Origin of the sequence: Pseudomonas sp. 3HC3 (assembly GCF_044904505.1) — a bacterium.
Lineage (GTDB): Bacteria > Pseudomonadota > Gammaproteobacteria > Pseudomonadales > Pseudomonadaceae > Aquipseudomonas > Aquipseudomonas putida_Y.
Genome location: NZ_JADDRH010000023.1, coordinates 1 through 24,115, shown reverse-complemented (window position 1 = coordinate 24,115; position 24,115 = coordinate 1). Strand labels below are relative to the sequence as shown.

Annotated in this window: 20 protein-coding genes; 6 read left to right on the top strand and 14 right to left on the bottom strand. The window is 62.9% G+C overall.

Annotated elements, in window-relative coordinates; all coding sequences use genetic code 11:
• Positions 1-4: 4 nt before the first annotated feature.
• Together INQ47_RS22565 and INQ47_RS22560 are read left to right on the top strand one after the other, a co-directional pair.
• Entirely contained in the window at positions 5-1,531 is a 1,527-nt protein-coding gene (locus INQ47_RS22565) for a cryptochrome/photolyase family protein (protein ID WP_404702623.1), read from the top strand.
• Entirely contained in the window at positions 1,528-1,710 is a 183-nt protein-coding gene (locus tag INQ47_RS22560; RefSeq protein WP_404702622.1) for a DUF2256 domain-containing protein, read from the top strand. Before INQ47_RS22565 ends, INQ47_RS22560 begins: the two co-directional genes overlap by 4 nt.
• Here INQ47_RS22560 and INQ47_RS22555 read toward each other — a convergent pair.
• The 7 genes from INQ47_RS22555 to INQ47_RS22525 form a co-directional block, all read right to left on the bottom strand.
• Entirely contained in the window at positions 1,648-2,136 is a 489-nt protein-coding gene (locus tag INQ47_RS22555) for a DUF2878 domain-containing protein (RefSeq protein ID WP_404702621.1), read from the bottom strand. The two genes, INQ47_RS22560 and INQ47_RS22555, sit on opposite strands and share 63 nt — an antisense overlap.
• Positions 2,136-3,398 carry a class I SAM-dependent methyltransferase gene (locus tag INQ47_RS22550; RefSeq protein WP_404702620.1) on the bottom strand — a complete coding sequence of 421 codons (1,263 nt, stop codon included), beginning with the start codon at positions 3,396-3,398 and terminating at the stop codon, positions 2,136-2,138. The genes INQ47_RS22555 and INQ47_RS22550 overlap by 1 nt, the downstream gene beginning before the upstream one ends.
• Positions 3,373-4,182 carry a DUF1365 domain-containing protein gene (locus INQ47_RS22545; RefSeq protein ID WP_404702619.1) on the bottom strand — a complete coding sequence of 270 codons (810 nt, stop codon included), beginning with the start codon at positions 4,180-4,182 and terminating at the stop codon, positions 3,373-3,375. The genes INQ47_RS22550 and INQ47_RS22545 overlap by 26 nt, the downstream gene beginning before the upstream one ends.
• The gene (locus INQ47_RS22540; RefSeq protein ID WP_404702618.1) at positions 4,179-5,426 is read right to left on the bottom strand and encodes an NAD(P)/FAD-dependent oxidoreductase; all 1,248 of its coding nucleotides are present in this window, start codon (positions 5,424-5,426) and stop codon (positions 4,179-4,181) included. The genes INQ47_RS22545 and INQ47_RS22540 overlap by 4 nt, the downstream gene beginning before the upstream one ends.
• A 6-nt stretch (positions 5,427-5,432) precedes the next feature.
• Entirely contained in the window at positions 5,433-6,185 is a 753-nt protein-coding gene (locus INQ47_RS22535) for an SDR family NAD(P)-dependent oxidoreductase (protein ID WP_404702617.1), read from the bottom strand.
• Complete coding sequence (locus INQ47_RS22530; protein ID WP_325950872.1) at positions 6,182-6,604, bottom strand: nuclear transport factor 2 family protein; 423 nt, start codon at positions 6,602-6,604, stop codon at positions 6,182-6,184. The genes INQ47_RS22535 and INQ47_RS22530 overlap by 4 nt, the downstream gene beginning before the upstream one ends.
• A 104-nt stretch (positions 6,605-6,708) precedes the next feature.
• Positions 6,709-7,155 carry a PAS domain-containing protein gene (locus tag INQ47_RS22525; RefSeq protein ID WP_274101562.1) on the bottom strand — a complete coding sequence of 149 codons (447 nt, stop codon included), beginning with the start codon at positions 7,153-7,155 and terminating at the stop codon, positions 6,709-6,711.
• A 153-nt stretch (positions 7,156-7,308) separates the two neighbouring features.
• Here INQ47_RS22525 and INQ47_RS22520 point away from each other — a divergent pair, with 153 nt between their 5' ends.
• The gene (locus tag INQ47_RS22520) at positions 7,309-8,196 is read left to right on the top strand and encodes a MerR family transcriptional regulator (RefSeq protein WP_404702616.1); all 888 of its coding nucleotides are present in this window, start codon (positions 7,309-7,311) and stop codon (positions 8,194-8,196) included.
• A gap of 159 nt (positions 8,197-8,355) precedes the next feature.
• Here INQ47_RS22520 and INQ47_RS22515 read toward each other — a convergent pair whose 3' ends face one another.
• From INQ47_RS22515 to INQ47_RS22505, 3 genes are all read right to left on the bottom strand, one after another.
• Positions 8,356-9,993, bottom strand: coding sequence for a mechanosensitive ion channel family protein (locus INQ47_RS22515; protein WP_404702615.1), 1,638 nt, complete (start codon positions 9,991-9,993; stop codon positions 8,356-8,358).
• A gap of 67 nt (positions 9,994-10,060) precedes the next feature.
• Positions 10,061-10,420 (bottom strand): cupin domain-containing protein, encoded by a 360-nt coding sequence (locus tag INQ47_RS22510; RefSeq protein WP_404702614.1) that lies wholly within the window; start codon positions 10,418-10,420, stop codon positions 10,061-10,063.
• Positions 10,417-11,010: a GNAT family N-acetyltransferase gene (locus INQ47_RS22505; protein WP_021782299.1), complete on the bottom strand. Its 594-nt coding sequence runs from the start codon at positions 11,008-11,010 to the stop codon at positions 10,417-10,419. Before INQ47_RS22505 ends, INQ47_RS22510 begins: the two co-directional genes overlap by 4 nt.
• A gap of 408 nt (positions 11,011-11,418) precedes the next feature.
• Between INQ47_RS22505 and INQ47_RS22500 the strand changes: the two genes are divergently transcribed.
• Together INQ47_RS22500 and INQ47_RS22495 are read left to right on the top strand one after the other, a co-directional pair.
• Positions 11,419-11,736, top strand: coding sequence for a helix-turn-helix domain-containing protein (locus INQ47_RS22500; RefSeq protein ID WP_021782301.1), 318 nt, complete (start codon positions 11,419-11,421; stop codon positions 11,734-11,736).
• The gene (locus INQ47_RS22495; protein WP_404702613.1) at positions 11,729-13,003 is read left to right on the top strand and encodes a type II toxin-antitoxin system HipA family toxin; all 1,275 of its coding nucleotides are present in this window, start codon (positions 11,729-11,731) and stop codon (positions 13,001-13,003) included. Before INQ47_RS22500 ends, INQ47_RS22495 begins: the two co-directional genes overlap by 8 nt.
• A gap of 189 nt (positions 13,004-13,192) precedes the next feature.
• Here the strand turns inward: INQ47_RS22495 and INQ47_RS22490 are convergent, their stop codons facing one another.
• From INQ47_RS22490 to INQ47_RS22475, 4 genes are read right to left on the bottom strand one after another with little or no spacing between them, the layout of a single operon-like run.
• Positions 13,193-14,545 carry a hypothetical protein gene (locus INQ47_RS22490; RefSeq protein WP_404702612.1) on the bottom strand — a complete coding sequence of 451 codons (1,353 nt, stop codon included), beginning with the start codon at positions 14,543-14,545 and terminating at the stop codon, positions 13,193-13,195.
• Positions 14,542-20,841: an AAA domain-containing protein gene (locus INQ47_RS22485; RefSeq protein ID WP_404702611.1), complete on the bottom strand. Its 6,300-nt coding sequence runs from the start codon at positions 20,839-20,841 to the stop codon at positions 14,542-14,544. The genes INQ47_RS22490 and INQ47_RS22485 overlap by 4 nt, the downstream gene beginning before the upstream one ends.
• A 14-nt stretch (positions 20,842-20,855) precedes the next feature.
• A complete protein-coding gene (locus tag INQ47_RS22480; protein WP_404702655.1) occupies positions 20,856-21,491 on the bottom strand; it encodes a 4Fe-4S single cluster domain-containing protein in 636 nt (211 codons plus the stop codon).
• Positions 21,492-21,493: 2 nt separating this feature from the next.
• Entirely contained in the window at positions 21,494-23,326 is a 1,833-nt protein-coding gene (locus INQ47_RS22475) for an AAA family ATPase (RefSeq protein WP_404702610.1), read from the bottom strand.
• A gap of 252 nt (positions 23,327-23,578) precedes the next feature.
• Between INQ47_RS22475 and arfB the strand changes: the two genes are divergently transcribed.
• On the top strand, positions 23,579-23,992 hold the full coding sequence (arfB, locus tag INQ47_RS22470; protein ID WP_021782324.1) for an alternative ribosome rescue aminoacyl-tRNA hydrolase ArfB: 414 nt from the start codon (positions 23,579-23,581) through the stop codon (positions 23,990-23,992).
• Positions 23,993-24,115: the final 123 nt, after the last annotated feature.

Here is a 24,115-nt window from a genome sequence, read left to right as displayed (position 1 = left end):
GACGATGCGCCTGGGCCTGGTGCTGGGTGACCAACTGTCGTTCGACCTGGCAAGCCTGGCGTCCCTTGACCCTGCTCGCGATGCGGTCCTGATGGCGGAAGTGGAGGGGGAGGCCCGATACGTACCGCATCATCCGCTGAAGATCGTTCTCATCTTCAGCGCCATGCGCCATTTTGCCCAGGCCCTGCGTGAACGGGGTTGGCAGGTGCACTATGTCGAGCTGGACGCCGAGGGTAACAGCGGCAGCATCGTGGGTGAGTTACGTCGTTGGCAACAAACCTTGGGCGCCACCCACATTCACCTGACCGAGTGCGGGGAGTGGCGCCTGGAGCAGGCCTTGCGTGATGCCGCACTGCCGCTTGTGTGGTTTCGCGACACGCGTTTTCTGTGCTCCCGTGAAGCCTTCGGGCGCTGGGCCACAGAACGTCGCCAGCTGCGTATGGAGCACTTCTACCGTGGCATGCGCAAGCGAACCGGCCTGCTCATGGAGCCTGACGGCAGCCCGGCAGGTGGGGCCTGGAATTTCGATGGCGACAATCGCAAGTCATTGCCACGGCAGCTGCGTGGCCCGTTCGCTGCGCATTTCGCGCAGGACGACATCACGGCAGCGGTGGTGGCCTTGGTGCGTCAGCGCTTCAGCGACCACTACGGGGGCGTCGACGGTTTCAACTACCCCGTGACCCACGCCGAGGCACAACAGCTGTGGCAGCATTTTCTGGATTTCGGCCTGGCGGCTTTCGGTGACTACCAGGACGCGATGGCCGAAGGCGAGCCGTACCTGTTTCATGCGCGCATCAGTGCGGCGCTCAATATCGGGCTTCTGGATGTGCGTCGTCTGTGCGACGACGTCGACAAAGCCTGGCGCGAGGGGCGGGTGCCGCTCAATGCAGCCGAAGGCTTCATTCGCCAGCTGATCGGCTGGCGTGAGTATGTGCATGGCATCTATTGGCAGCGCATGCCGGCGTATGCCGGGCTCAATCACCTGAACAACGACCGGGCGCTGCCAGAATTCTACTGGACAGGGCGCACCCGCATGCGCTGCATGGCGCAAGCCATCGGGCAAACCCTGCGGTTGGGCTACGCTCACCATATTCAGCGGTTGATGGTTACCGGCAACTTCGCCTTGCTGGCCGGTATCGTGCCAACCGCAATTTGTGAGTGGTACCTGGCGGTCTACATGGATGCCTTCGAGTGGGTCGAACTGCCCAACACGCTTGGCATGGTGATGCACGCCGACGGCGGCTACCTGGGGTCCAAGCCGTACTGCGCCAGTGGTCGTTATATCCAGCGCATGTCCGATCATTGCAAGGCTTGCAGTTACAGGGTCGACCAAGTGACCGAAGAGGATGCCTGCCCGTTCAATGCCTTGTATTGGCATTTTCTCATTCGTCATCGCCCCCAGCTCTCGGCTAACCCGCGCCTGGCCCTGGTCTATCGCAGCCTCGATGGCATGCCCCCTGGCCGTCGCGATGCCGTGTGGCTACGTGGCCAGTCATTGTTGGCGCGGCTCGATGCGGGGCAGGCGTTATGAAAAAGGGCTTTCTGCCCAGCAAGGTTTGCGTGGTGTGTGGCCGGCCGTTCAACTGGCGCAAGCGTTGGGCACGTTGCTGGGAGCAGGTGCGCTACTGTTCCGAGCGATGCCGCCGGTCAGCGCCTCGCCGCGACCCGCACCAGCAGCGGCAAGGCCAAAGCCCATATCGGCATCAGTAGCAGGCCGGTTTCCAGCGCGCCCAATGGCAAGGCGACATCTGCCAGCCTGGCGCCGCCTACATAGGCCAGAGGGCCGCCAATCGCCCCCAGCAGTGCACCGATTCGCCAGTGCCTGCCGGCCCATGCCAGGCTGTGACGCATCCCACTGGCAAGCACCAACCACAGCAGCGCTAGCCACAACGGCAGGGGCCTGGCGTCGAAACTGAACACACCCAGTGCTCCCAGCGCGCTGTCGAGCACGCAGCCGATAAAGGTGACGCGCAACAGTGCCTTGACCTCGGCATTGATGTCCGGGCACAGGCGCAGGTGCACAGCCACGCCCGGAATCACCAGCAGCAACAGCAAGGGCCGCTCGGCGCCCAGCACGCAGACCCACCAGCCGGCTTGCAGCCAGAGGGCATTGCCGATCAGCCAGCGGCTGGGCATCAGGCACCGCCAGGCAAGGGCGCGCGGCGTGCCTGGGGCGCTGCCCAGAGCAGGTGTGCTACGCCAATGGCGCGCTCCTCGAAACCGCCTTGGCAGTAGCAAAGGTAAAAGTCCCACAGGCGCTGGAACATGTCGTCGTAGCCAAGGTCCGTCAGCGCGGTGCGAGCCTGACGCAGGTTTTCGCGCCAGTGCCGCAGGGTGTGGGCATAGTCCAGGCCAAAATCTTCCATGTGCACAAGGTTAAGGCCAGTGTGCCGGCTGGCGGTGTCGAGCAACACGCTGAGCGAAGGCAGGGCGCCACCGGGGAAGATGTAGCGCTGGATAAAGTCGACCGAGCGCTGCGCCTGGGCATAGCGCTGGTCGCGGATGGTGATCGCCTGCAGTAGCATCAGGCCTTCAGGCTTGAGTCGCGAGGCACACTGGCGGAAATATACCGGCAGGTAGCGATGGCCAACCGCTTCGATCATCTCGATCGAAACCAGTTTGTCGAACGTGCCTTGAAGGTCGCGGTAGTCTTCGCGGAGCACTTGCACACGCTGCTCCAGCCCCAGGGCCTGAACGCGCTTCAGGGTATGGCTGTACTGCGCCTCGGAGAGCGTCGTGGTGGTGACCCTGCAGCCGTAACGGGTGGCTGCGTGGATAGCGAGGCTGCCCCAGCCGCTGCCTATTTCCAGCAGGTGATCGTCAGGGCTCAGCTCAAGTTTTTGGCAGATGCGCTCCAGCTTGTGCAACTGGGCCTGCTCCAGTGATTGGTCAGGGTGTTCGAACTGCGCAGCCGAATACATCATGGTGGGGTCCAGCAGCCGCTCGAACAGGGCATTGCCCAGGTCGTAGTGCGCCAGAATGTTGCGCCGGGCACCGCGCTTGTCGTTGCGGTTGAGCCGGTGCAGCAGGCGCAGGGCAGGGCGGCCCAAGCGGGCCAGGCCGCCCTCGAGCGCGTCGAGTACTTCGAGGTTGGCGACGAACAGGCGGGTCACCAGCGCCAGGTCGGGGCTGCGCCAATAGCCGTGAATGTAGGCCTCGCCCGCACCGATCGAGCCATTGCCGGCGATCAGGCTCCAGGTGGCGTCATCGAGGATTTCCACCTCGGCCTGCAACGGGCTGTCGGCATCACCGAAACTCCAATGCTGCCCGTGGCTGAGCAGGCGCAGGTGGCCGTGACGCAGCTTGCCCAACTGGGCGAGTACGGCGCTTCGTGCCAGCCCGCCGAGCAGTGGCGCAAGGCCTGCGAACTTGCTAACGCTCAGGGTGGGATTTGACATCATCAAGGTCCTCGCAAGGTTGGCCGAGTGCCAGGTCACCCTGGCAGGCGGTGTGGTCATGCACGGGCGTGCGTTTGAGTAACAGACGGAGCGCTTGCCAGTAGATGGCCGAGACGGTGCGCAGGCTCATCCACGGGAAGTTCAGGACATACCGACGCAGCGCGGTTCCATCCAGTTGCGTGCGGCGCAAGGCGAGGTCGGCTTCGAACACCTTTGTGCCGCCTTGCCAGTTCTGCATGTGAATGCGCACATGGTCCGCGTCCAGGAAAAAGCGCAGGCGATAGTCCATGTCCAGCGGCATGAACGGCGACACATGGAAGGCCTTGCCGACGCTGAAGGGCCTGGCAAGGTTGCCTTGCACCGGTAGCACGTAATGAAAGCGTTCACGCCAGGGCGTGTTGCGCACTTCCATCAGGATCGCGGTCAGGCGCCCGTCTCGGTCATGGCAGAAATAGAAACTCACCGGGTTGAACGACAGCCCCCAGCAACGCAGTTGCGTGAGCAGCTGTACCCGGCCTTCGGGCAGGTGCCCCGTCGCCTGCTCCACCAGCAAGCGTGCAGCCTGGGCCAGCGATTCGCCTTGGCGGGTCTGGGCGGGCAGGTAGTCGGTCTCGCGCCAGCACAATGGCGCCAGGCGCCAGCGCCCCAGCCAGCGTGACAGGCCCATCAGCCAGGTTTGTTCGTCCAGGTCCAGGTAGAACATGCCGATCCGGTAGCGGAACGCGTGGACCCGCGGCGTCAGCCGACGGTGGCTGATCCAGCCCAGGCAGAGGCTGCTGTTCACAGTTGCTCTCCGAAGTGCGCGGCCACCTTCAGTGCGCTGACCACCCCGTCCTCATGAAAGCCATTGCCCCAGTAGGCGCCGCAGAAGTAACTGTGCTGTTGCCCTTGCAGTTGCTCCTGGCACGCCTGCGCGGCGGACGCGGCAACGCTGTACTGGGGATGGGCGTACTGGAAGCGGGCGATGACCTGCGCCGGGTCTATCAGTGCGGTCTGGTTGAGGCTCACGCAGAAGGTTGTCGGTGCCTGGATACCTTGCAGAATGTTCATGTTGTAGGTCAGCGCGGCAGGAGCCTGCTCTGGGCCGCCCAGGCGGTAGTTCCAGCTGGCCCAGGCGCGCTGGCGACGTGGCAGCAGCCGGGTATCGGTGTGCAGCACCACGTCGTTGCTGGCGTAACCGATCGCGCCGAGTACGGCGCGCTCCTGGTTGCTGGGGCTTTCCAGCAGTGCCAGGGCCTGATCGCTGTGGCAGGCGAACACCACATTGTCGAAACGTTCGGTGCCGGCCGCGCTCACAAGGGTCACCCCACCTTCGTCGCGGCCGACCCGGTAAACCTTGCAGTTGAGGCGAATGCGCTCGGCGAACGGTCGGCACAGCGGCGCGACATAGCTGCGCGAGCCGCCTTTGATCACCCGCCACTGTGGGCGTTGGTTGACCGACAGCAAGCCGTGGTTGCGACAGAAGCGCACGAAGAACTCAAGCGGGAAGTGGAGCATGTCTGCGCGAGACATCGACCAGATCGCCGACCCCATCGGCACGATGTAATGATCGATGAAGCGCTGCCCATAGTGATTCGCCTGAAGGTAGGCGCCCAGCGTGGTGCTGGCATCGATACGCTGGCTGTCCAGGTCGGCCAGTGCCTGACGGTTGAAACGCAGAATGTCCCGGATCATCCCCCAGAACCCTGGGGACACCAGGTTGCTGCGTTGGGCGAACAGTGTGTTCACGTCGTGGCCGTTATATTCCAGGCCCGTGATCGGGTCATGCACGGAAAAGCTCATCTCGGTCGGCTGCGAAGGGACCTTGAGCTGGTCGAGCAAGCGGATGAAGTGCGGGTACGTCCAGTCGTTGAAAACAATGAAACCGGTATCTATTGCATGGCGCTGACCTTTCCAGACCACATCAAGGGTGTGTGTGTGCCCCCCAATCCATTGCTCGGCCTCGAAAACCGTGACTTCGTGCTTGCGTGACAGCAAATGGGCGCAGGTCAGCCCCGCGATGCCACTGCCGATGATTGCTATACGCATGGATCATCATTCCTGTTCATGACGGGCGAGGCGTTGGCCCAGCGCCAGGCGCAGGCGCGCGGGCAGCGCCCCGAGCAGGCGCAACACCCAGGTGAAAAGACCGGGGAAGTTGATTTCCAGGGGGCGGCGGGGCAGGCGCCTGGCGATATGCCGGGCGGCACGCTGCGCAGACCACAGCTGTGGCATGGGGAAATCGTTGCGGCGGGTCAGTGGTGTGTCTACGAAGCCTGGGCTTACCAGGGTGACCGCGATGCCTTCGCGAGCCAGGTCGATTCGCTGCGACTCCACCAGATAGCGCACCGCGGCCTTGGACGCGCCATAGGCGCCAGCGCGGGGCAAGGCCAGCCAGGTTACCGAACTGCCCATCACCACCAGGTGGGGGCGTTGGCCGGCGCGAAGCAAGGGCAGTGCCGCCGCCAGGCAGTAGCTGACGCCCAGTAGGTTGGTGCGCATGACGCGCTCGACCAACGCCGGATCGAAATGCCCCGGCTCCAGGTATTCGCAGGTGCCGGCATTGAAAATGGCCATGTCCAGGCCTCCCCAGGCCTGCTCGATATGCGCAGCGATGCCGGCGACCTGCTCCGGGTTGTCAAGATCGCCAATGGCCAGCAATGCCTGCCCGGGAAACCGTTCGGCCAGCGGGGCAAGGCGGTCGGCGTTGCGCCCGCCCAAGGCCACCTGGTGGCCTTGCTCCAGGAGGATTTGCGCGAGCGCGGCACCGATCCCGCTGCTGGCGCCGGTCAGCCAGCAGCGGCTCATGCCAGCCTGCCTTTGAGCCAGCGGATCGCAGTGCCCATGACGGGAAGGTGCTCATAAAGCAGGGCACCGGCGTCGAAATAGTCCTGGTGAAAATGCACACGGTCGCGCCAATGCAGGCAGCTGCACCCCTGCAACGTGATCGGCTGGCCGCCAGCCAGGCGCGGATGGCAAAACTGCAGTGTCCAACGCAGGTAGCCCTGCCCGGGCCTTACCTCGTCAGCGCTGGTGAAGGCGTAGCGGATATCGCTGGCGTTGGCGTACAACTGCTCGAAATAGGCACGCAGGGCCTGCAGCCCCTGTATCTGATGCAGGGGGTCACGAAAGGTGACATCGTCGCTGTACAGTTTATCCAGCGTGTCGAGGCTAGCCCCATCAAGGCGGGCGAAGCGCTCGGCGAATTGCTGTAGGTACGCTGACATACTGGGCTCCAGACAATCCTGTACAAAATCGTATTGCTGTACAGGTATAACTGAAGCCTAAGCCTTAATCTATACAAGTCAACGTTCTTGTATAGGTTTTTTTGTCAGCGCTTGGCCTGGCCCTGTTGCCGGCGCAGTTCCGCCACTTCAGCCTCCAGTTCGCGAACCCTTTCCTCGGCGAATATTTGCGCTGTGACATCGCGCTGGATGCCGATGTAGTAGGTCAACTGGTCCGCCTCGTTGTGCACGGGTGTGATGGACAACTCGTTCCAGAACAGGCTGCCGTCCTTGCGATAGTTACGCAGCACCTGGCAGCAGGGGCGGCCTTCGCGAATCGCTTCGCGGATGGTTGCGATGCCCGGCTGGTCGTGATCCTCGCCCTGAAGAAAACGGCAGTCCTGATAGAGGATATCGTCGGCGCTATAGCCGGTCAGGCGCTCGAAGGCCGGGTTGACGTAGATAAGGATGCTCTCATTGCCTTCCTGTTCGGCGACGACGATGCCATCGTTGGAATGCTCGACCATCAGTTGCAGGAGTTTTGCGTTGATCATGGGGCTCACCTACAGACATTTCGTATGCGATGTGCGCCGAAGGCTTTCGTGCAGAAGCTTTTGGCGCCGTTTGTTGCATGATGAACCAAGGAGGCTCGCCGCAGAAGGTGCATCTGGGTTTAGAATATGCAACCACCTGGATGACCCCTCGTTATGACCGACGCCACCCCACCCGAATTGCTACCCATGCGCGATGTGGTCAGCCTGACCGGCATCAATCCGGTGACCTTGCGTGCCTGGGAGCGGCGTCATGGGTTGATACACCCGCAGCGCACCGAGGGCGGCCATCGCTTGTACACGGCCCAGGATGTGCAGCGCATACGCGACATCTTGCGCTGGACCGCCAACGGCCTGCCCATCAGTAAGGTTGGCGACAGGCTCGCCGGCCAGCCTGTGGCGCCTGTGCAGCAGCCCTCGGCCTTTGACGACTGGCGCGCCGCCGTTGCGCGCGCCTCCAGGGCATTCGATGCGCAGGCGCTGGAAGCTATTCATGGACAGCTGTTCACACTCTTGCCAAAGGCCACGGTGCTGCGGGAAGTGCTGATGCCGGTTTGGCATGAGCTGGCTTCAGGTACTGCGCCAGGCCAGCGTAGCCAATGGTTGTTTCTCGATACGTTCTTGCGCGCCCGGCTGCTGCTGCGCTTGCAGATGAACCAGGCCGACGCCCCACGGGTACTGCTGGCAGGCACCGAGGGGCAAGCCGAATGCCAGGTGTTGTGCGCCGGGCTGCTGTTGAGCAGTGAGCAACAACGCATCGAAGTGCTCGGCTGCGGGCAGCCCCTGGAAGAGCTCCCGCTGCTGTGTGCGGCGATGCAGCCTGCGGCACTGGTGATCGCGCTGCAGCCACCGGTGAGCCCTGCCTTGGCCAAGCGCTTGCGCTCGCTGCAGATGGAAATTGCTTGTCCGCTGGCCTTGACAGGCGAGGGGCTGGCCGGTGTGCAGGCGGCCTTGCACGGGCTGCCGGTGTGCCTGCTGGACGAGCATGGTGCTGACGTCGCGCGCGTGCTTGACGCCTTGCTCCGAGGGGCGCTGGACCTTTGAGTTTGGTTCTGCGCCGTGCTCAAAGTGGTTGGGTGCATAGCGGGTTGGTGATGGGGGGCGCTGCTCGGCACGCTTTGGACCCATATCGGTTTCACCGTCTCCAATGCCCTGGTGGCGCTCTATAGGCCGGTGATCGACCGGCACCCGAGGCCTCATTGCTCACGCGGTGTTTTCAGGTTTGGACGGAGCCGCGTGCCACTGCTCCTTGGGCACCCATTTAGGTTGCTCGGGATCGCCCAGGTAGTGAGGCGACATGATTTGCACGCCATACTCGTTGAACACGTCCTGGATATTGGCGTGCAACAGGCTCAGTAGCTGCGCGCGTGGCCTGGGCTCTGACGGAATGGCCTGGGCCACTAATCGATACTCGGGGTAGAAGTCTGACAGCGCCGTCTGGAATACCTGGGGCGCGGGCGTTTGCAGCACGCCTTCGGTGCGCCGAGCCGCTTCCAGCAACATCGCCTCGACCTGACGCCAGGGGGTGTCGTAGCCGATGGTCACCACGGTATCGACCACATAGCCTGGCCCTTCCACGATACGCGAGTAGTTCTTGGTCACCGAGCCGGTAATCATTGAATTGGGAAGTGTCAGCACTTCGCCAAGCCCGGTGCGTATGGATGTGGTGAAGATGCCCACTTCGGTCACCGTGCCCTCGTAATCGCCCACGCGTACAAACTCGCCGACGCGCATCGTGCGTGTGTAGGTAAGGATCAATCCGGCGGCCCCTTGGCCGATGACACTGGTTGCCCCCAGTGAAATCATCAGACCGAGCAACACCGAGAGCCCCTTGAAGGCATCGGTGCCCGAGCCGGGTAGATAGGGGTAGGCCATCACCAGGGCGAATAGCCATATCGCCAGCGACGTCAGGCGCATGGTCGGTTGCAAGGTTTCGGCGGTCAGCCATTTCAACGTGCCCGGGCGTGCCATGCGCCTTAGCACACGTTTGGAGAAGGCGCTGATACCACGGGCGATGAAGAAGATCGACAGCGCAACTACCAGGCCGGGCATGGCACGTAAAATGCCGCTGACCAGGTAGTTGAGCAGTTCCATCAGGTGGATATTGAGGCTTTCACCCCAAGACCTTGTGTAGGGGAACTGAGACAGCACGAAGCCCAGCCACTGGTAGCAGAACAACAACACGACCAACCAGTACAGCAGCCAGAGTGAGCGGTCGATCAGGTAGTACAGGTTCTGCAGGTCGAACAGTTGCGTGTGGCCGACCTTGAGGCGTTCGGAGTGTTTGCCCATCAGTTTGGGCAGCAGTCCCAAGAGCTTGCGTCGACAGTAGCCTGCGGCCTTTACCAGCATGAAGAACACCAAGGTTGCCGCAGCGCTGTAGCCTATCGCAGTGAGCAAAAAGCGCAGGCTACGCGCCTGACGGGTTTCCTCGACGACAAGGCGCAGGTTCTCGGCGGCCTGCTCGGCAGCTTTGCCTGCTGTAATGCTATCGGCCGCAGCATCCAGTGGCGTCACGATGAATGCACGGCGCCCGCCCAGCAGCACCAGGTAGCTGCGCAGAATAGGGTCTACGCGAACCTCCAGGTCGTTTGTTTCCTGGAGTGTTTCCTCGATGACCTTCTTGGCGCGCTGGGCGCGCACCTTGGGTGTTTCGCCCAGCAGCGTCGCACGAAAGACCAGCACCGTGCGGTTGATGACGGTCAGCGGGGCGGGCTCGGCAATCACACCCTCTACCTCTGGCCCGGACTGAGGGGTGTCCCCAAGGAGCAGGGGCGAGAACAGCAAGTGGGTCAGTAGCATCAGCCAAGCAGCCCGTCCGAACCTGCGCTTCTTGCCCATTTGACAGCCCCTGTGCCGGCGTGTGGATTGCTACCAGCATAGTCGGCTTCAGCCAGCATTCAGTGGCTTAGTTCACGGGCAAGAGGATCACGAAGTTCTTCTTCATGTCTTCCACTACGGTCCATTTGCCCTTGGCGCCTGGTTCGATAATGAACGTGTCGCCAGCCGCCAGTGTGACCGGGGCGCAACCCTCAAGCTCGATGACGCAGCATCCACTCAGGACATGGCAGAACTCCCAGACTTTGTAGTCAATGCGCCACGCCCCGGTGCTGGCTTCCCATTCTCCAGAAATGCGACCTTTCTGTTCATCGTGATAGTACTTGGACGTCAGCGTGTGAGGGGTACCTTCCAAAACTTCTTCAAAGAAGGGCAGGTCGCGCAGCGGTTGGATATCCAGTTCGCGGAACACGGTCAGTTTCTGGTTCATGGCTGTTTCTCGAGCACGTTGTGAGTAGGGCGATACATTAAATAGGCTTCACCGGTTACACCGAGCATCGGGTGCGGAACGATCTGGCAGGTTTTCACGATCTGAAATCCATGACGTTCGTAGAAGCGGCGTGCACCGTGGTTTTCTGCGTAATCGATCAGGCACAACCCATCGAGGCCAGCGTCGTCAGCGCGCTGCTGGGCGTGGCGAAGAAACTGGGCGCCCAGCCCCTGGCTCCGCCAGGCCTCATCCAGTGCCAGGCTGGATATGTACAAGGTATCGGGTATTTCCATGTCGGAATAAGGCGCGAGGACGGGGTCGGTCTCGGCTGGCCTGTCAGGCGTCGCGCGCAAGACATAGCTATGCATCATGCCGATGACGCGCCCTTCGAAAGTGGCCATCAGGCAGTTCTTGTATGAAAAGTCGCCCTGTTCTCTGGCATAGCGAGACGCACCGACACTCAGCAGTGCTTCTCCGGGGGCAGCGAGCTTGCTCCATATGTAATCGGCCATGCCCTCCGATGTCAGTTGAAAGAAGCGCGCAATATCATGCGCGTCCGAGACTCGAGCGGGTCTGAAGTCGATAGACATGTACAGTGCTCCCAAGGGGCCGCGTGGTCAGTTTGCAAGGCTTAAGCCTTTGGCTGCGGGGCAGGGTAGACGGTTTCAGCGGTTTCCATGATGCTCTGCGCGAACACCATCAGCACGGCGTGCGACACTGCCCTCATGCCCTCATGCCCTCATGCCCTCATGCCCTCATGCCCACATGCACGTGGCGCTATAAAAGGTTCGGGATGGCTTGGGTATTGGATCGTGCAAACCATTTCAAACCGCCGACGAAGCCTCTGTGCCGAGCGTTCGTAAATCCACTAAATTGTGGGTAAATGTAGAAACCAAACGATAAGACGCAAATTAAGGGAATTAGCTCGCTTGATAGGGCCGGGCGTTAATTCTATAATTTTGTGGATTAACTGGCGCAGAGCGGGCTAGGTATACACTATGTTGGATTTAAGCTTCAGCAAGCCGAGTGAGGTCGTGAAGCGCCTCTGCGATCGCTTGCGCACAGAGCGCTTGGCGCGGGACATGACACAGGCAGACTTGGCCGGGCGTGCCGGCATCGCTACAAACACAGTGTCCAACCTTGAAGCCGGGCGCAATGTCGGATTCGAGAACGTCGTTCGGGTGGCGATGGCGCTTGGCCGGACCAAGGAACTGGAAGGCCTTTTCCTGCCAAAGCTGGACAGCATCGAGGATATCCGGCGCTACGAAAACAGCGCCAATCGTCTTCGTACCAAGAGGAAGCCCGGCAATGCTTGAGCAGGTGAACGTCTTCTACGAAGGGTGGGGGGAGCGATGGCAATGGGGCACGCTGGTCTCCACGACTGCCCTGACCGGTCGTCCACTGATTGTGTTCGAGTACAGCAATGAAGCCAGGCAAAGGGGCTTGGAGCTGTCGTCCTACACGCTGCCGCTGGAGGGGGCTCAACTGCGCCGAGACTTTCCAGACCACCAACTGTACTTGCCAGGGCCTGTTTACGACGCCTTGCCGGACGGATGGGGCATGTTGCTGATGGACCGTATGTTCAGGCGCCGCGGGCTCACCACAGCGCGCATCGGCTCACTGGAACGGCTGGCCTATATCGGTGGTAATGCCATGGGGGCCATGACGTTTGAACCCGTGGCGCCCGAAGGGCAGGCGTCTGAAGTCCACATCCCGCTGGAGCAGCTAGCCGCCGAAGTGCAGGAAGTGCTCCATGGAGACGGCGGTGAGTTCCTGCAGAGGTTGCTGCTGGTGGGTGGCTCGCCTCAAGGTGCAAGGCCTAAGGCCCTCGTCTATCGTGATCCCGAAACTGGCCGGTTTACAACTGCCGTGACGGCGGGCTTTGAAGCCTGGCTGGTCAAGTTCCCGGCCAAGGAAGAGCGTGCCGAGGTGTGCGCTGTCGAAATGGTCTACGCCGAATGCCTGCGCATGTGCGGTATCGAGACCCCTGACACGCAGTACTTCAGCCTGCCTGATGGGTTGGCGGCGTTTGCCAGCAAGCGATTTGACCGTCAGGGTGGCCTGCGCGTGCCCATGCAAAGCCTCGCGGCCTTCACGGGGGCGAGTTACCGGTCTCCAGGCGTGTTGGACTACGTCAATTTCCTGCGGGCAACCCAGATGTGTACCAACGACGTGCGAGAGATGGCGGTGGCTTTCGAACGTGCCGTCTTCAATGTAGCGTTCAACAACAGAGATGATCATCCCAAGAACTTTGCCTACGTCATGTCGCAGGACGGTCATTGGAGACTGTCGCCGGCCTACGATGTGACCTTTTGCGAGGGGCCAGGTGGATATCACCAGATGGATGTAATGGGGGAGGCCCTGTCGATTACCCGCACACAAATGCTTCGGCTTGCCGAGGAAGCCGAGGTGCCCCCGGAGGTTGCAGGCAGAACGATTGACGGCATTTGTGAGGTGGCTAGCCAGTTTGCAAGCATCGCCGAGAACCTGTACCCACAGGTCATTACGCCAGACACCTTGCGCACGATCCAAGGCCGCATCGATCAGAACGTAGCTCGGTTACAGGGCAGCGGTTGCCATTGAAGCAGGGAGGAGCGGGCGCTCAGTCGGCGCGCCGATTTTTGGCAAGGGAGATCGAAGGGCGGGATGGTGATGCCCTCATGGAGAGACTACCAAGCGGAAAAACGGCTTCAGGATTAGCCCAGGCTAGTTACCCGTTTATTCGGTAACGACTCAGCACATCCTTGAGATCGGCATACAGATCGTGCCCATTCATGATGACTTCGTCCGTAGCTGTCCGGCAGTAGCCATGCCTTTGTCTTCAGCGGCAAGCACTTCTTTGAGTGGCGTCTCTCCCACCCCCATCGCTCGCTCGATCAGCAGTTCGCTTCCATTACCGTGTAGCATCGCCTGCAGGCGCCCGAACTCGTTGCACCAGATCGTCTCGATGTCCTTGTCGCGCTGCGTGTCGCGATCACGGCTCAATGCCACCGCACGCACCTGCATGCGGCCATTCTCGGCCTTGCCGCCCAGCTCCACGCCATAGCCTGGCGTGGCCGACTTGCGCAGTACTATCTTGCCCGCGTCAGCCCAGGCGGTGGTCATGCCTTCGCGCACTTCGTAACCGAGTTCGGCCAGGCCCTTGAGCATGGCCTCGCGACGGGCGAGGGCGGCTTGCGCTTGCACATGCATGGCGAGCAATGCTTCGCAGCGGCTTGTCAGCTCGCTCACCGTGGCTTGCGGGCTGGTGGTCGTGCAAAGGCGGACCTGCTTGAGCAAGGCCTCGTTCCCGGCGCCCAGGCGGGTTTGTACTTCGTTTGCCAGTTCGTGGAGCTTGGCGAGCGAATCGCGACTCAGCTGGAAGTCGCGGCTTTTGTCAGCCAACTCGATCACCAGGCTGTCGAGCAGCAAGTTGCGCTGTTGCGCCTGGGGCTGCGCCTCGGCCCGGGCCAACGCTTGTACGAAGGGCTCAGCACAGGCTGTGCCTTGCAACAGATGCAGCTCGGCGATGTGCCGATCGATCTGCTGCAGGCGTGGGTCGCGGGTCGCTTGTGCTCGCGCGGCCAGCCACGTGGTGAGGTTGGGCGTGGGGGCTTCATCCATGAGCCGTCGAGCCAGCGCGCGTTGCTGTTCGTCCAGGGTTTGCGCTTCGTTGCTGCGGCTCAATTGGGCGAAGCCTTGGGCAAGCAGTTGCTCGGCATTGTCCAGTTGGGCGCCATCGGCCAGTTTTGTCAGGGCTTGCACCACCTGCGGGGCGGTGTCGGTGCGGCTGACCAGGGCCTTGAGCAGAAACGCTGCATTTTCCTTCATGCGGCGTTGATGCTGGCGCTGCTCGGTCGCTTGCTCAATAGCGCGCTCCTCGCGGGTAAGCTGGTCGCGCCGCAGGTGTTCGATTTCGATGGGGACGGCTTTCTGCAATGCCTGGTACTGGTCCTCAGTGAGCAAGGCGCGCAACCGCGCTTGCCGTGCCCGCGTGGCCGCGCGTTCCTGCTCGCTCAGCTGGCCAAGCTTTTCGGCCTGGGCTTCCCAGCGGGCCACAGCCTGATCAAGGCGGCGCAGATGGCCTTCGCAAAGGGCGATGATTTCTTCACGGGTGACGATGCGCACCACCTTTGGGCCACTCATTGGCAGGTCTCCTTGTCGTTGGATGCGGCCACCGGCTGCCCTGCCTGCATGGCGTCCTCGATGGCTGCGCGCAAGCGGGCGCGCTCGTTGTCGCCGTCGTGATACCAAGCCTGGGACGAGACGCGGTGGATCTGCGGGATCGCCCGGCGCAGTACCGAGGGCCGCCAGATTTCCCGGGCCCGGGCGCGCTCGAGCAGGGCGTGGCTGGGCGTGTCGCATTCGATGCCGATGGCATAGGTTCCGGTCTGCGGGCTTGCGATGGCGAAGTCCAGGCCAAACGCGTCGCCTTCGCTGGCCGGGGCGGCATTCCAGCCCAGGGACGCGATGAACGCGCCAACGATCCTGGCGAAGCCGTAGTGGCCCTGGTCGTGCCCATGCACCTGCGTGCTGCGGTCCGTCTGCAGGCGGCCCAGCAGCTTGCCGCTGTAGTCGAACTCGCCGGCACACAGCGCGCGTGCATATTCCAGGTAGCCTTGCAGGTAGTCGCGCGGGCTGGCGGGCGCGCGTTGGGTGTTGAGCATGTCCGAAATGTCGGCGATGGGCATTGAGGTGATCATCACCACCTTGCGCCGAGCACGGGTCACCGCCACGTTCAGGCGGCGTTCGCCACCGGTCTGTCCGAGCACCCCGAAGTGACGGCGGAAGGTGCCCTGGCTATTGCGGCCGAAGGTGGAGGAAAACACGATCACGTCGCGCTCGTCACCCTGCACGTTCTCGACGTTCTTGACGAACACCGACATGTCTTCACCGCCCTCGCTGCGTTCGCGCTCCTGGGCGTACGCGGCGCGGAAGGCTTCGTTTTCGGTGGCGTGGGCTTCCAGGTGCTCCTCGATCAGCTCGGCCTGCTTGCGGTTGAAGGTCACCACACCCACTGACGGGCGCTGAGCGTAAGGCAGCTGCCAGAGCGCCTCCAGGTACTGCACGACACGCGCGGCTTCGGTCGCGTTGCTCTGGTTCTGGTACAGGCCCTCGACCTGGATCAGTTCCAGTGGCTTGAGCTGACGAATGCTCGCCTGGGGGTGGCGCACCGGCACGTTCAGGCGGTTGCCGTAGAACGAGGCATTGGAAAAACCGATCAGTTCGCGGTAGGCCGAGCGGTAGTGGATTTGCAGGGTGGTGCTGGGCAGGGCGTTGCGCGCCAGTTGCAGCAGGTCTGGGCAGTCCTTGATTTCGCGGCGGTTCCAGGTGTCTTCGAAGGCTTCGCGTTGTTCTTCGTCGGCGTCCTCGTCAGGCTCATCGCCATCGAACAGTTCGGCCTCGTCACTTTCGACCCGGCTGGAGAAGAACGCCGTCGGCGGCATCTGCTTCTCGTCGCCACTGACCACGGTGACCTGGCCGCGGAACAGAGTCGGCAGGGCAAACTCCACCGGCATCTGTGATGCCTCGTCGTAGATTACCGTGTCGAACAGACCGTTCTTCAATGGCAGCACCCGACTGGCCACGTCCGGGTTCATCAGCCATACCGGGCGCAATGTCATCAGCCCCAGCGGAGCACCCAGTTCGAGGAATTCACGCAGCCGGCGCGAGCGCTTGCCGGTCAGCCGGGTCACATCCTCCCACTGCTTGCGGCTACCCAGGCGCGTGGGGTCGATACCTGTGGCCAGCAGTTGGCGGTTGAGCTCACGCATCCGTGTATCGGCTTGAGCCAGGCTGGCAACCTTGGCCTGGGCCTCCTCCTGGCTGAACAGCAGCTCCGGGTTGGCCTGTTCGATGCGGTGTTTCCAGCCCAGCCGCGCTTCGCGGTTGAGCAGGCGGCGCACGGCGGCGTCGAGCTGTTCTGAGGGCAACAGGTCGAGTTGCGCCTGGCGCTGGCGCAGCAGGGCGAGCAACTCCAGGTCAGCCTCGGCGAGCTGCCCGGCGCGGGCGCGGAAGCCTTGGTAGGCCGCCAGGTGGGGCAAAGCGTCGTGCAGGCGGCTGAGCACCAGTTCGTTGCTCAGGTTGTGTTCCACGGCATGCCGCAACTGTTGAGCCAGTTCCTTGCCGAGCCAGTCTTCGAGCCGCTTGAGCTGGTCAAGGCTGGACTGGCGCACGCCTTGGCGCAGCAGCGAGGCATCCAGATCTCCGAGCAAGGCCTCCAGGTGTTGTTTGTCGCCGGTAAGCACGGCGTCGTCTGCCTGGTGTGCGCGGGGCGACTGTGCCAATGCCTGCGCCAAAACCTGGACCTCGACGAGCTGATGGATATCAGCCTTTACCAAGGCCGCCAGCTCCAGGCCTGCCTGCGGGGCAACGCTGTCCAGGGCCAGGGCCTGGTGAAGTGCAGCCAGTTCGGCGCGCAGAGGGCGCCATTGCTGTTCCAGGTCGATGGCCGCGCGCAGCCCTGGCAGGGCTTCATCCACACGGTCATTACCCTGAGCTACGAGGAAATCGCGCAGTCGCTTGCGCCTGAGCAGGTGCATGGGGTTCATGCGCGTCAGCCAGGAGCGAGCGGCCATGACCTTGGCGCAATCGCTTTCCAGGCTGCGAAGCGGCTTGCTGTCCACCAGGCTCAAGGCAGGCGACAGTGCTGTCAGGTAATCGCCTTCGGGCAGTTGGTCGAGCTGCTGCTGCAGTTGCCGCAGCTCATTCAGCATCGCTTCGCCACGCGGCAGCTGTTCGCCGTCCTTGCTGCGGAACAGGGGTAGCCAGCGGGCCAGGCGCAGTCGCTGCGCCTGGCTCAGACCGAGCAAGGTCGCCACATGGGTGGCCATCCATGCCCGATACGGCGCAGGGTCGTCGATCTCGAAGCTGGCCGGGTGTGCTTGCAGGGTTGCCTGGCGCTGTAGCTCAGCCTGGCTGAAGGCCTGCAGGCTGTCGGTAAAGGCCAGCAGAGTGGAGCGGTCAGTGGCGAACGGCTGCAACTGCACCAGAGGGCTGCCTTCGTAGCGGGCAGGCAGCCACAGGCGTATCAGCGGCGCACAGTTTTCTTCAAGGCGTGTCAGGCTGGCAACGTCAAGCACGGCCAGGCGCTGGCGCAACGCCGGGAATTCGAGCGGTGCCGGCCCGTCTTCGAGCTCGATCAGTTCGCCCAGCAGGCGCCGGTAGCTCAAACCGGTTGCCGGGTCCGGGCGGTGTAGGCTCTGGTGGAAGCGGTCCAGCTCGCCTTCGAGTGTCTCGATACGCGCCGCCACTTGTTCGCGTTGGCGGAGCAGGCCCTGGCCTTCATCGCCACCGATGAACAGGGTTTCCAGCTGTTCGCGAATACTGCGGATGATCGGTTCGCGGTCGCGATTGACGTCGTTGAGCATGACGATACGCTGCCCCAACCCTTCGGCTACCAGGCGCTTGTACACCACCTCCAGCGCCGCGTGCTTCTGGCAGACGATGAGCAGGCTGCGTTGGCGGCCAATGGCATCGGCGACCATGTTGACGATGGTCTGGCTCTTGCCTGTGCCCGGTGGCCCTTCCACCAGCAAACCCGGGCCTTGGCGCGCTTGCAGCACGGCCGCCTCCTGGGAGGGGTCGCTGGCAACGGTGAAGTAGCGGTGCAGTTCCGCCGGCGGGGCCACGGCCTCGTCTTCCTCGCCGGTCCTGAGCCGCAGTGCGGTCTCGAGCCCGCTGCCGGCAGGCGAGAGTGACTTCAGCTGGCGCAGGTCCTCGCCGATGGCCTGGCCCATGAAGGTGACGTGAAACAACACGCCGGCACATGCCAGTTCGTCCTGGTAAGGCACCACTTCCACGCTGCTGGCCGGCAGTCCGACGATGCTGCGCGAGCGCGCGGTGGCAAGCATGCCGAACGCATCCATCACATCACTGGCGCGGATCGAAGAGCGGCCAAGCAACTCATCGGCCGTCTTGCGCCAGCGCTTGCAGGCCTCGGCCCCGAGGACGCTTTCCAGCGCCGGGTTCAGGCGCACTTCTTCGCGTTCGCTGTCGAAGGCCAGGGCCGCAAGGCCGCGGTTACCCACTTCCAGCAGCAGCTTCACCGGCCACAACAACAGCGGAATGATGCGTGTGCGCGTGGTGCCGCGCGGGTCGCGACTGAGCAGGAAAGGGAAGCCCAGGTACAGGCCGTCGATGCCGGTATCGCGTTTGTACAATGCGCTCTGCCGGTGTAGCGCGTGCAGGCGCGAGGCAATCTGCGGCATGGCCTGGAAGCATTCCGGGTCCAGGTTCACGGGCCGTTCGTTGCGCAGCAGCAGGTGGTCGAGCAAGGCTGCGGCTGGGTGGCGCTCGCTGTGCAGTTCGTTGAGATCGACCCGGGCGGTTGTCTTGCCGATGCTCATGCGCACCAGCGGGCCGCGCATCACTGCGGTTACCACCTTCTTCTCGAAGAACTCGAGGATCTGTGACACATACTGCTGCTTTTGCGGCTCAAGCCACTGGCTTGCCGGAATGGCCAGCAGCACCAAGGCCTGGGCCAGCGGCATGCGTCGTTCCAGGCGGAACTGCTCGGCCCATGCATCCACTTCGGCAACGCCGCAGCGGGCGAACCCGCGTATGCGCTCATCGACGCTGTGGTAAAGATCCTGGCGCGGGTACTGTAGCAGCGCTGTGGCAGCGTCGCTGTCGAACCAGCCGACTTCGACGCTGTTCGCCAGCTCAGCCGCTTCCTGGATGATCGCGTCCACCGAGCGGAATTGGCCGATCGAAGCGCTGAGCAACACGATCAGGTCTTCTTCGGCGATGATCCGTCGTTCCGCCAACGCCAGCAGGCCGGGGTGCGCGGTATCCGGCAGTAGGCGTTGGCGTGCCTGCCATTCGCTGGCCAGCTTTGCCCGCGAGGTTGACAGCAGGTATACCCTCAACGTCTCCTCGACCAGTTCGATCTGCTGATGCAGGGCACGCTGACGCACCTGCTCGGCGCGCAGTTTGAGGCGAGAAAGCCAGTTGTCGGTCTGCAGTTGCTCTAGCAGGTCGGGCACCGAGCCACTGATCAGTCGGTAGCCTTCCAGCGGATGCTCGAGCAACCAGCCCGGGGTGACGATCTCACCGCGGTGGATCAGCGGGATTTCCGGGTTGAGCAGTTTCAGCGCGAGCATCAAACGGAAATCGTCCTCCAGCCCGTCATGCTGCACCACTTGGCGCAGGCCGGCGAGCAATGAAGGGGAAAGGCCGAGCTGCTCGGCCCAGGTGACGATGACGCCGCGCAACAGATGGTCGAGCGCCTGCTGCCAGTGCTCGGCGTGCGCGGCGGCGAGGGCGAAGACCGCCGGCTTGTGGTAGCGCGTATCGCCCAGTTGCAAGGCAGCACCTTCACCGTCGTCGCGTTCGGTGAAGGGTGAAGCCGGCGCCTGCACCGGGCGCCCGTCGAGCCAGGCCTCGACCTCGGGCCATTGCCAGCGCTGGTGCCGGTCGCGTGCCAGCAGGCCGCGCAACAGCAGGTTCAGCTGTGGGTCGAGGTCGTCGGGAATCGGGACACCATTGGCCAGTACATGGATGAGGAAGGCATTGGCATGGATGCCCTCGAAGCAGGCCCCTGCGGTCAGTTGCTCGAGCAGGATCATGCCGAGGCTCCACCAGTCCGAGGCGGCCGCCACACCGCCGGCGATGGCTTCAGGGGCCATGTAGCGGCTGGTTTCCAGGGGCGAGACGATGTCCAGGTCGAATTCCGACAGGCGCGCCGAACCGAAGCCGCTGATCACCAGGTCCAGTGGCTCATGGGCACGTACCAGCAGGCTGGTCGGGCGCAGGTCTCGGTGGCGCAAGCCGGCCTCGTTGAAGGCATGCAGTGCCTGGCCCAGCTCCCGCAGCATATGGCGCACGCTGTGGGCTTCACGGATCACGCCGCCGAGGTCGGCCAGGCTGCCGCCGGTCAGTTCCTCGACCACTTCGAATGCACGGCCATCCCAGCGGCCGGTGGCGATGATTTCAGGCACATGCTCGCGGGGCAGACGGCGGATCACGTCATAGACCGCTGGGTCCGGCTCCGCACCTGGTCGATAGAGGGTGAGCACCGCCTGGCGAGCGGTTTCCTGGTGCACTGCAAGGTAACGCTCGCGGACGCCGTCGGTATTGCTGATCTGGCGGATCAGCGACCAGCCGTCAATCAAGGTTTCGCCGGCTGCGGGCGCATCGTCGACCGGGGCAGCCGGCACACCGTTGGCTGCTGCAGACTGGGCCGGCGAAGCATCGCACTGCAGGCACATCAGGTCGCCGGGGTCCATGGCATGGCCGTTTTCACAGACGAGGCCGGGCGCCGGAGATGTGTCCGTAGGCGGGAGATTGTCCACGGTATGGATGATCTGCGGGCGCCAGCCGTCAGCGTGGATCGGCTCCCCGGCCAGGTCCCAGTTGCACGGGTGCTGGTCGACGGTGCCCTCGCAGAACATTTCCTGTACCGGGCGTGCGGTGTTGCAGTTTGGGCAATAGCGAATCATTGGGCGAATTCCGGTCAGTGGCGGTGCACGCTGGTGCTAACCTGGTGGCCTTGCGCGTTCAAAAGGTCGCGCAGACGCAGTACGTCGTCACGCCGAGGGATCCCTGCCATCCACACGCTGCCGTTCTCGTCGAACATCAGGTCAAGGGCCTGGTCAGCGGGTTGCAGGGGGCGCTGGTAGCTGGCAAGGCGTTCATGGCCGAGCGGGGTCAGCAGGTTCAGGCGCTGATTGTCGCTGCCACGCAAGGCCAGGGATTGGTCGCTGCGCTTGTCGAAGGGGTCGCTGATCAACGCATCAATCAGGCCCTCGGCTTGTTGCAGTTGGGGTTGCAGTTGCTCCAGCGAGTAGCCGCTGTACACCAGAATGTCCAGTGGGCTCGACTGGCGAAGCCCTTGGAGCATGGCGAGCAGGGCAGGGAACTGGTCGAAGGGTTCGCCGCCGGAGACGGTGATGCCCTCAGCCTCGGCCAGCCAGGGTATCAGTTGTTTCAGCAACTGTGCGATGCCCACACGGCGCTTGCCTGGCCCCCAGGTGTCGACGGAAATGCACCCTGCGCAGCGGATGCTGCAGCCCTGAAACCAGATGCCCAGGCGACGACCTGGGCCAAGGGTGGTGACCGGGAAGTGCACACGGGACAGGCTCAGTTCCATGGTCAACGGCGTTCCAGGGTCAATCCGCCGACACCCAGGCGGCTGATGGTGAAATGCTCGCCAGGTTGAGCGTCCTGGTCGAACAAGGCCCGCGCCAGCGGGTTGAGCAGATGCGCCTCGAGCTGGTTGCGGATGCCACGGCCGCCGTTGGACAGGTCGCGCAGACACAAAGCGTGCAATGCCTGGCGCGCCTCAGGGGCGATGGCCACGTGCAGCTTCTGCTGTTGCAGGTCTTTGAAGGTGCCATCGACCATCTGTTCGAAGATCTGCTGGCCGACCTCTTCACGAATAAAGTCGAACACGATGACGTTCTCGCCGATACGGTTGAGGATCTCCGGACGATTGAGCACCTGCTTGAAATGCCGGTCGATCTCGCTGTGGACTTTCTCCCGAACCTGCTCGTAGGGCTCACCCGGCAGCACGTTGGCAACGCGCTCGCCATTCTCGCCCAGGCGGTAGATGCCCAGGTTGGAGGTGAACACGATCAGCGCCTCGGAAAAGTACACCCGGTCACCGCGCCCGGAGGTCAGTACGCCGTCGTCAAGAATTTGCAGGAACTTGTCGAGGATGCGCGGGTGGGCTTTTTCGATTTCGTCGAACAGCACCACACTGAAGGGTTTCTCGCGAATCGCATTGGTCAGTTCGCCACCGACGTCGTAGCCGACATAGCCGGGTGGTGCACCGATGAGGCGCTGGTCGGCATGCTCTGCGCTGAATTCCGACATGTCGAAACGGATATACGCGCTTTCGTCGCCGAACAGCAGGCTGGTCATGGTTTTGGCCAGCTCGGTCTTGCCCACCCCGGTCGGCCCAGCCAGGAAGGCTACGCCACGCGGGCGATTGCCCTTGCGGCTGGCGCCGACGCCGGTCATTGCCCGCTTGACGATGTCGAGCATGTGGGTCACAGCGTGGTCCTGGCCTTTCACTCGCTGGTGCACCAGCTCATCGCCCTGGCGGATGCGCTGGCGATCGATGCGCAGCCAGGGGTCTTCGGTGACACCCACTTTATACCGGCGCACGGCATCAGCGATCTGCACCATGGGCACACCTTCGACCCGTGCGAGTTGCGCGATGGCGCTGAGGTCGAGCAGCAGCAGGCCCTCGGTATTCTGCACGAAGGCGTCCGCAGCCTGAGCGAGCGCGTCCTGACTCGCCTCCAGGCTACCGGCGAGCCCCTTGAGCAGCGCCGGGGCCAGGGCGCGGCGGGCCAGTTGGTCAGGTTTTGAGACGGGAATGTGGCGAATCCGGGGGTTGTCGACCAGCAGCCAGTCCGGCAGGTCGCCTTCTTTCTCCACTAGCCACAGCAGCGTATTGAAGAATGGCTTGCGCGTTTGTGGCTGGGGCCGGCTGCGCGCCTGGTGGGCATGCACCAAGGCCTGAGTGAACAGCTGATGCTCGGCCGCGCTCAAGGAATCGCTACGTACCGCCAGGCGCGAGGCGAAGTCGATGATCAGGGCGACAGGCGTATCGGTGCGGGCCAGCAGCCGCTGCATGGTGGCGGCCAGCAGGTCAATACCCGCAGACGCGGCGCCGTTCACCGGGGTCAGGCCGAGTTCCTGGAGCAGGGCTTGGCCCGGTGCCGGGTCGCTGCCGGGCTTGCCAAGCACACGAAAACCAACCACAGGGTCCCAAGCCAGCACATGGCCATAGCCGGTGTCGAGCAAGGCGTTGCACAGGGTCTGGTTGAAGCTCTGGGCCGTGACCGTGCCAGGAACGACCTCACAAGCCTGGAGGTCGCGGATGTTGCCCGACAGGACGAATTGGCTTTTCAGTGGCAGGAAGCGGACGAGGTCACGCATCCAGCGCGGGGTTTGAAACGGTGTAGTCCCTGACATGATCAACTCGTCTAGGTTGTATCCTTGGCAGGGTATTGGTCCTTGCGCGTATTTTCCAGTATCGCCGTCTGAAAGTTCAGCGTGTTGGAGGGCAGCATTTCAAGAATGCCTCGATAGGTACCGAGGATGGCAACCAGACAAGTGCATGAGGTCAGCAATGGTAGACTTCGGCGCAGATTCAAGGAACTGTGTGTGGTGCTATGGGATAGCGGCGCAGGCTGTAATAATGAGGGCAATTACAAGGGCCATGTCATGCTGACCATCACCAATAACGTGCATCTGCCGGATGCCGACATCGAACTGACATACATTCGCGCGCAAGGCGCGGGTGGGCAGAATGTCAACAAGGTGTCCAGCGCGGTGCACCTGCGCTTCGACATCCCGGCCTCGTCGCTGCCCGAGTTTTACAAGGAGCGGCTGTTAGGGTTGCGTGACAGTCGCATCACCGGTGACGGCGTGTTGATCATCAAGGCCCAGCAGTACCGCACCCAGGAGCAGAACCGCGCTGACGCACTGGCGCGTCTTGCCGAGTTGATCATCGCTGCCGGCAAGACCGAGAAAAAGCGCCGCCCCACCAAGCCGACCCTCGGCTCGAAGACCCGCCGGCTCGAAGGAAAAGCCAGACGCAGCACTATCAAGATGGGGCGGGGCAAGGTGGAGTTCTAGTGTGGTGTTTCACAAATACCACTGAAAATCATTTGCCCAGCGCTCGCGCCGCGCGAGCGACTGAGGCAAGGATGTCCTCGGCCTTCTTGTGCCACCGAAATGGCTTCGGGTTCTGGTTGTAGG

Coding starts and splice junctions, on each gene's coding strand:
- INQ47_RS22510 (WP_404702614.1), bottom strand. CDS start 10,420: ATGAACCAGAAACTGACCGTGTTCCGCGAACTGGATATCCAACCGCTG.
- INQ47_RS22475 (WP_404702610.1), bottom strand. CDS start 23,326: ATGTCAGGGACTACACCGTTTCAAACCCCGCGCTGGATGCGTGACCTC.
- INQ47_RS22480 (WP_404702655.1), bottom strand. CDS start 21,491: ATGGAACTGAGCCTGTCCCGTGTGCACTTCCCGGTCACCACCCTTGGC.
- INQ47_RS22485 (WP_404702611.1), bottom strand. CDS start 20,841: ATGATTCGCTATTGCCCAAACTGCAACACCGCACGCCCGGTACAGGAA.
- INQ47_RS22565 (WP_404702623.1), top strand. CDS start 5: ATGCGCCTGGGCCTGGTGCTGGGTGACCAACTGTCGTTCGACCTGGCA.
- INQ47_RS22560 (WP_404702622.1), top strand. CDS start 1,528: ATGAAAAAGGGCTTTCTGCCCAGCAAGGTTTGCGTGGTGTGTGGCCGG.
- INQ47_RS22540 (WP_404702618.1), bottom strand. CDS start 5,426: ATGCGTATAGCAATCATCGGCAGTGGCATCGCGGGGCTGACCTGCGCC.
- INQ47_RS22535 (WP_404702617.1), bottom strand. CDS start 6,185: ATGAGCCGCTGCTGGCTGACCGGCGCCAGCAGCGGGATCGGTGCCGCG.
- INQ47_RS22495 (WP_404702613.1), top strand. CDS start 11,729: ATGCTTGAGCAGGTGAACGTCTTCTACGAAGGGTGGGGGGAGCGATGG.
- INQ47_RS22490 (WP_404702612.1), bottom strand. CDS start 14,545: ATGAGTGGCCCAAAGGTGGTGCGCATCGTCACCCGTGAAGAAATCATC.
- INQ47_RS22530 (WP_325950872.1), bottom strand. CDS start 6,604: ATGTCAGCGTACCTACAGCAATTCGCCGAGCGCTTCGCCCGCCTTGAT.
- INQ47_RS22505 (WP_021782299.1), bottom strand. CDS start 11,010: ATGTCTATCGACTTCAGACCCGCTCGAGTCTCGGACGCGCATGATATT.
- INQ47_RS22550 (WP_404702620.1), bottom strand. CDS start 3,398: ATGTCAAATCCCACCCTGAGCGTTAGCAAGTTCGCAGGCCTTGCGCCA.
- INQ47_RS22515 (WP_404702615.1), bottom strand. CDS start 9,993: ATGGGCAAGAAGCGCAGGTTCGGACGGGCTGCTTGGCTGATGCTACTG.
- INQ47_RS22525 (WP_274101562.1), bottom strand. CDS start 7,155: ATGATCAACGCAAAACTCCTGCAACTGATGGTCGAGCATTCCAACGAT.
- INQ47_RS22520 (WP_404702616.1), top strand. CDS start 7,309: ATGACCGACGCCACCCCACCCGAATTGCTACCCATGCGCGATGTGGTC.
- INQ47_RS22555 (WP_404702621.1), bottom strand. CDS start 2,136: ATGCCCAGCCGCTGGCTGATCGGCAATGCCCTCTGGCTGCAAGCCGGC.
- arfB (WP_021782324.1), top strand. CDS start 23,579: ATGCTGACCATCACCAATAACGTGCATCTGCCGGATGCCGACATCGAA.
- INQ47_RS22500 (WP_021782301.1), top strand. CDS start 11,419: ATGTTGGATTTAAGCTTCAGCAAGCCGAGTGAGGTCGTGAAGCGCCTC.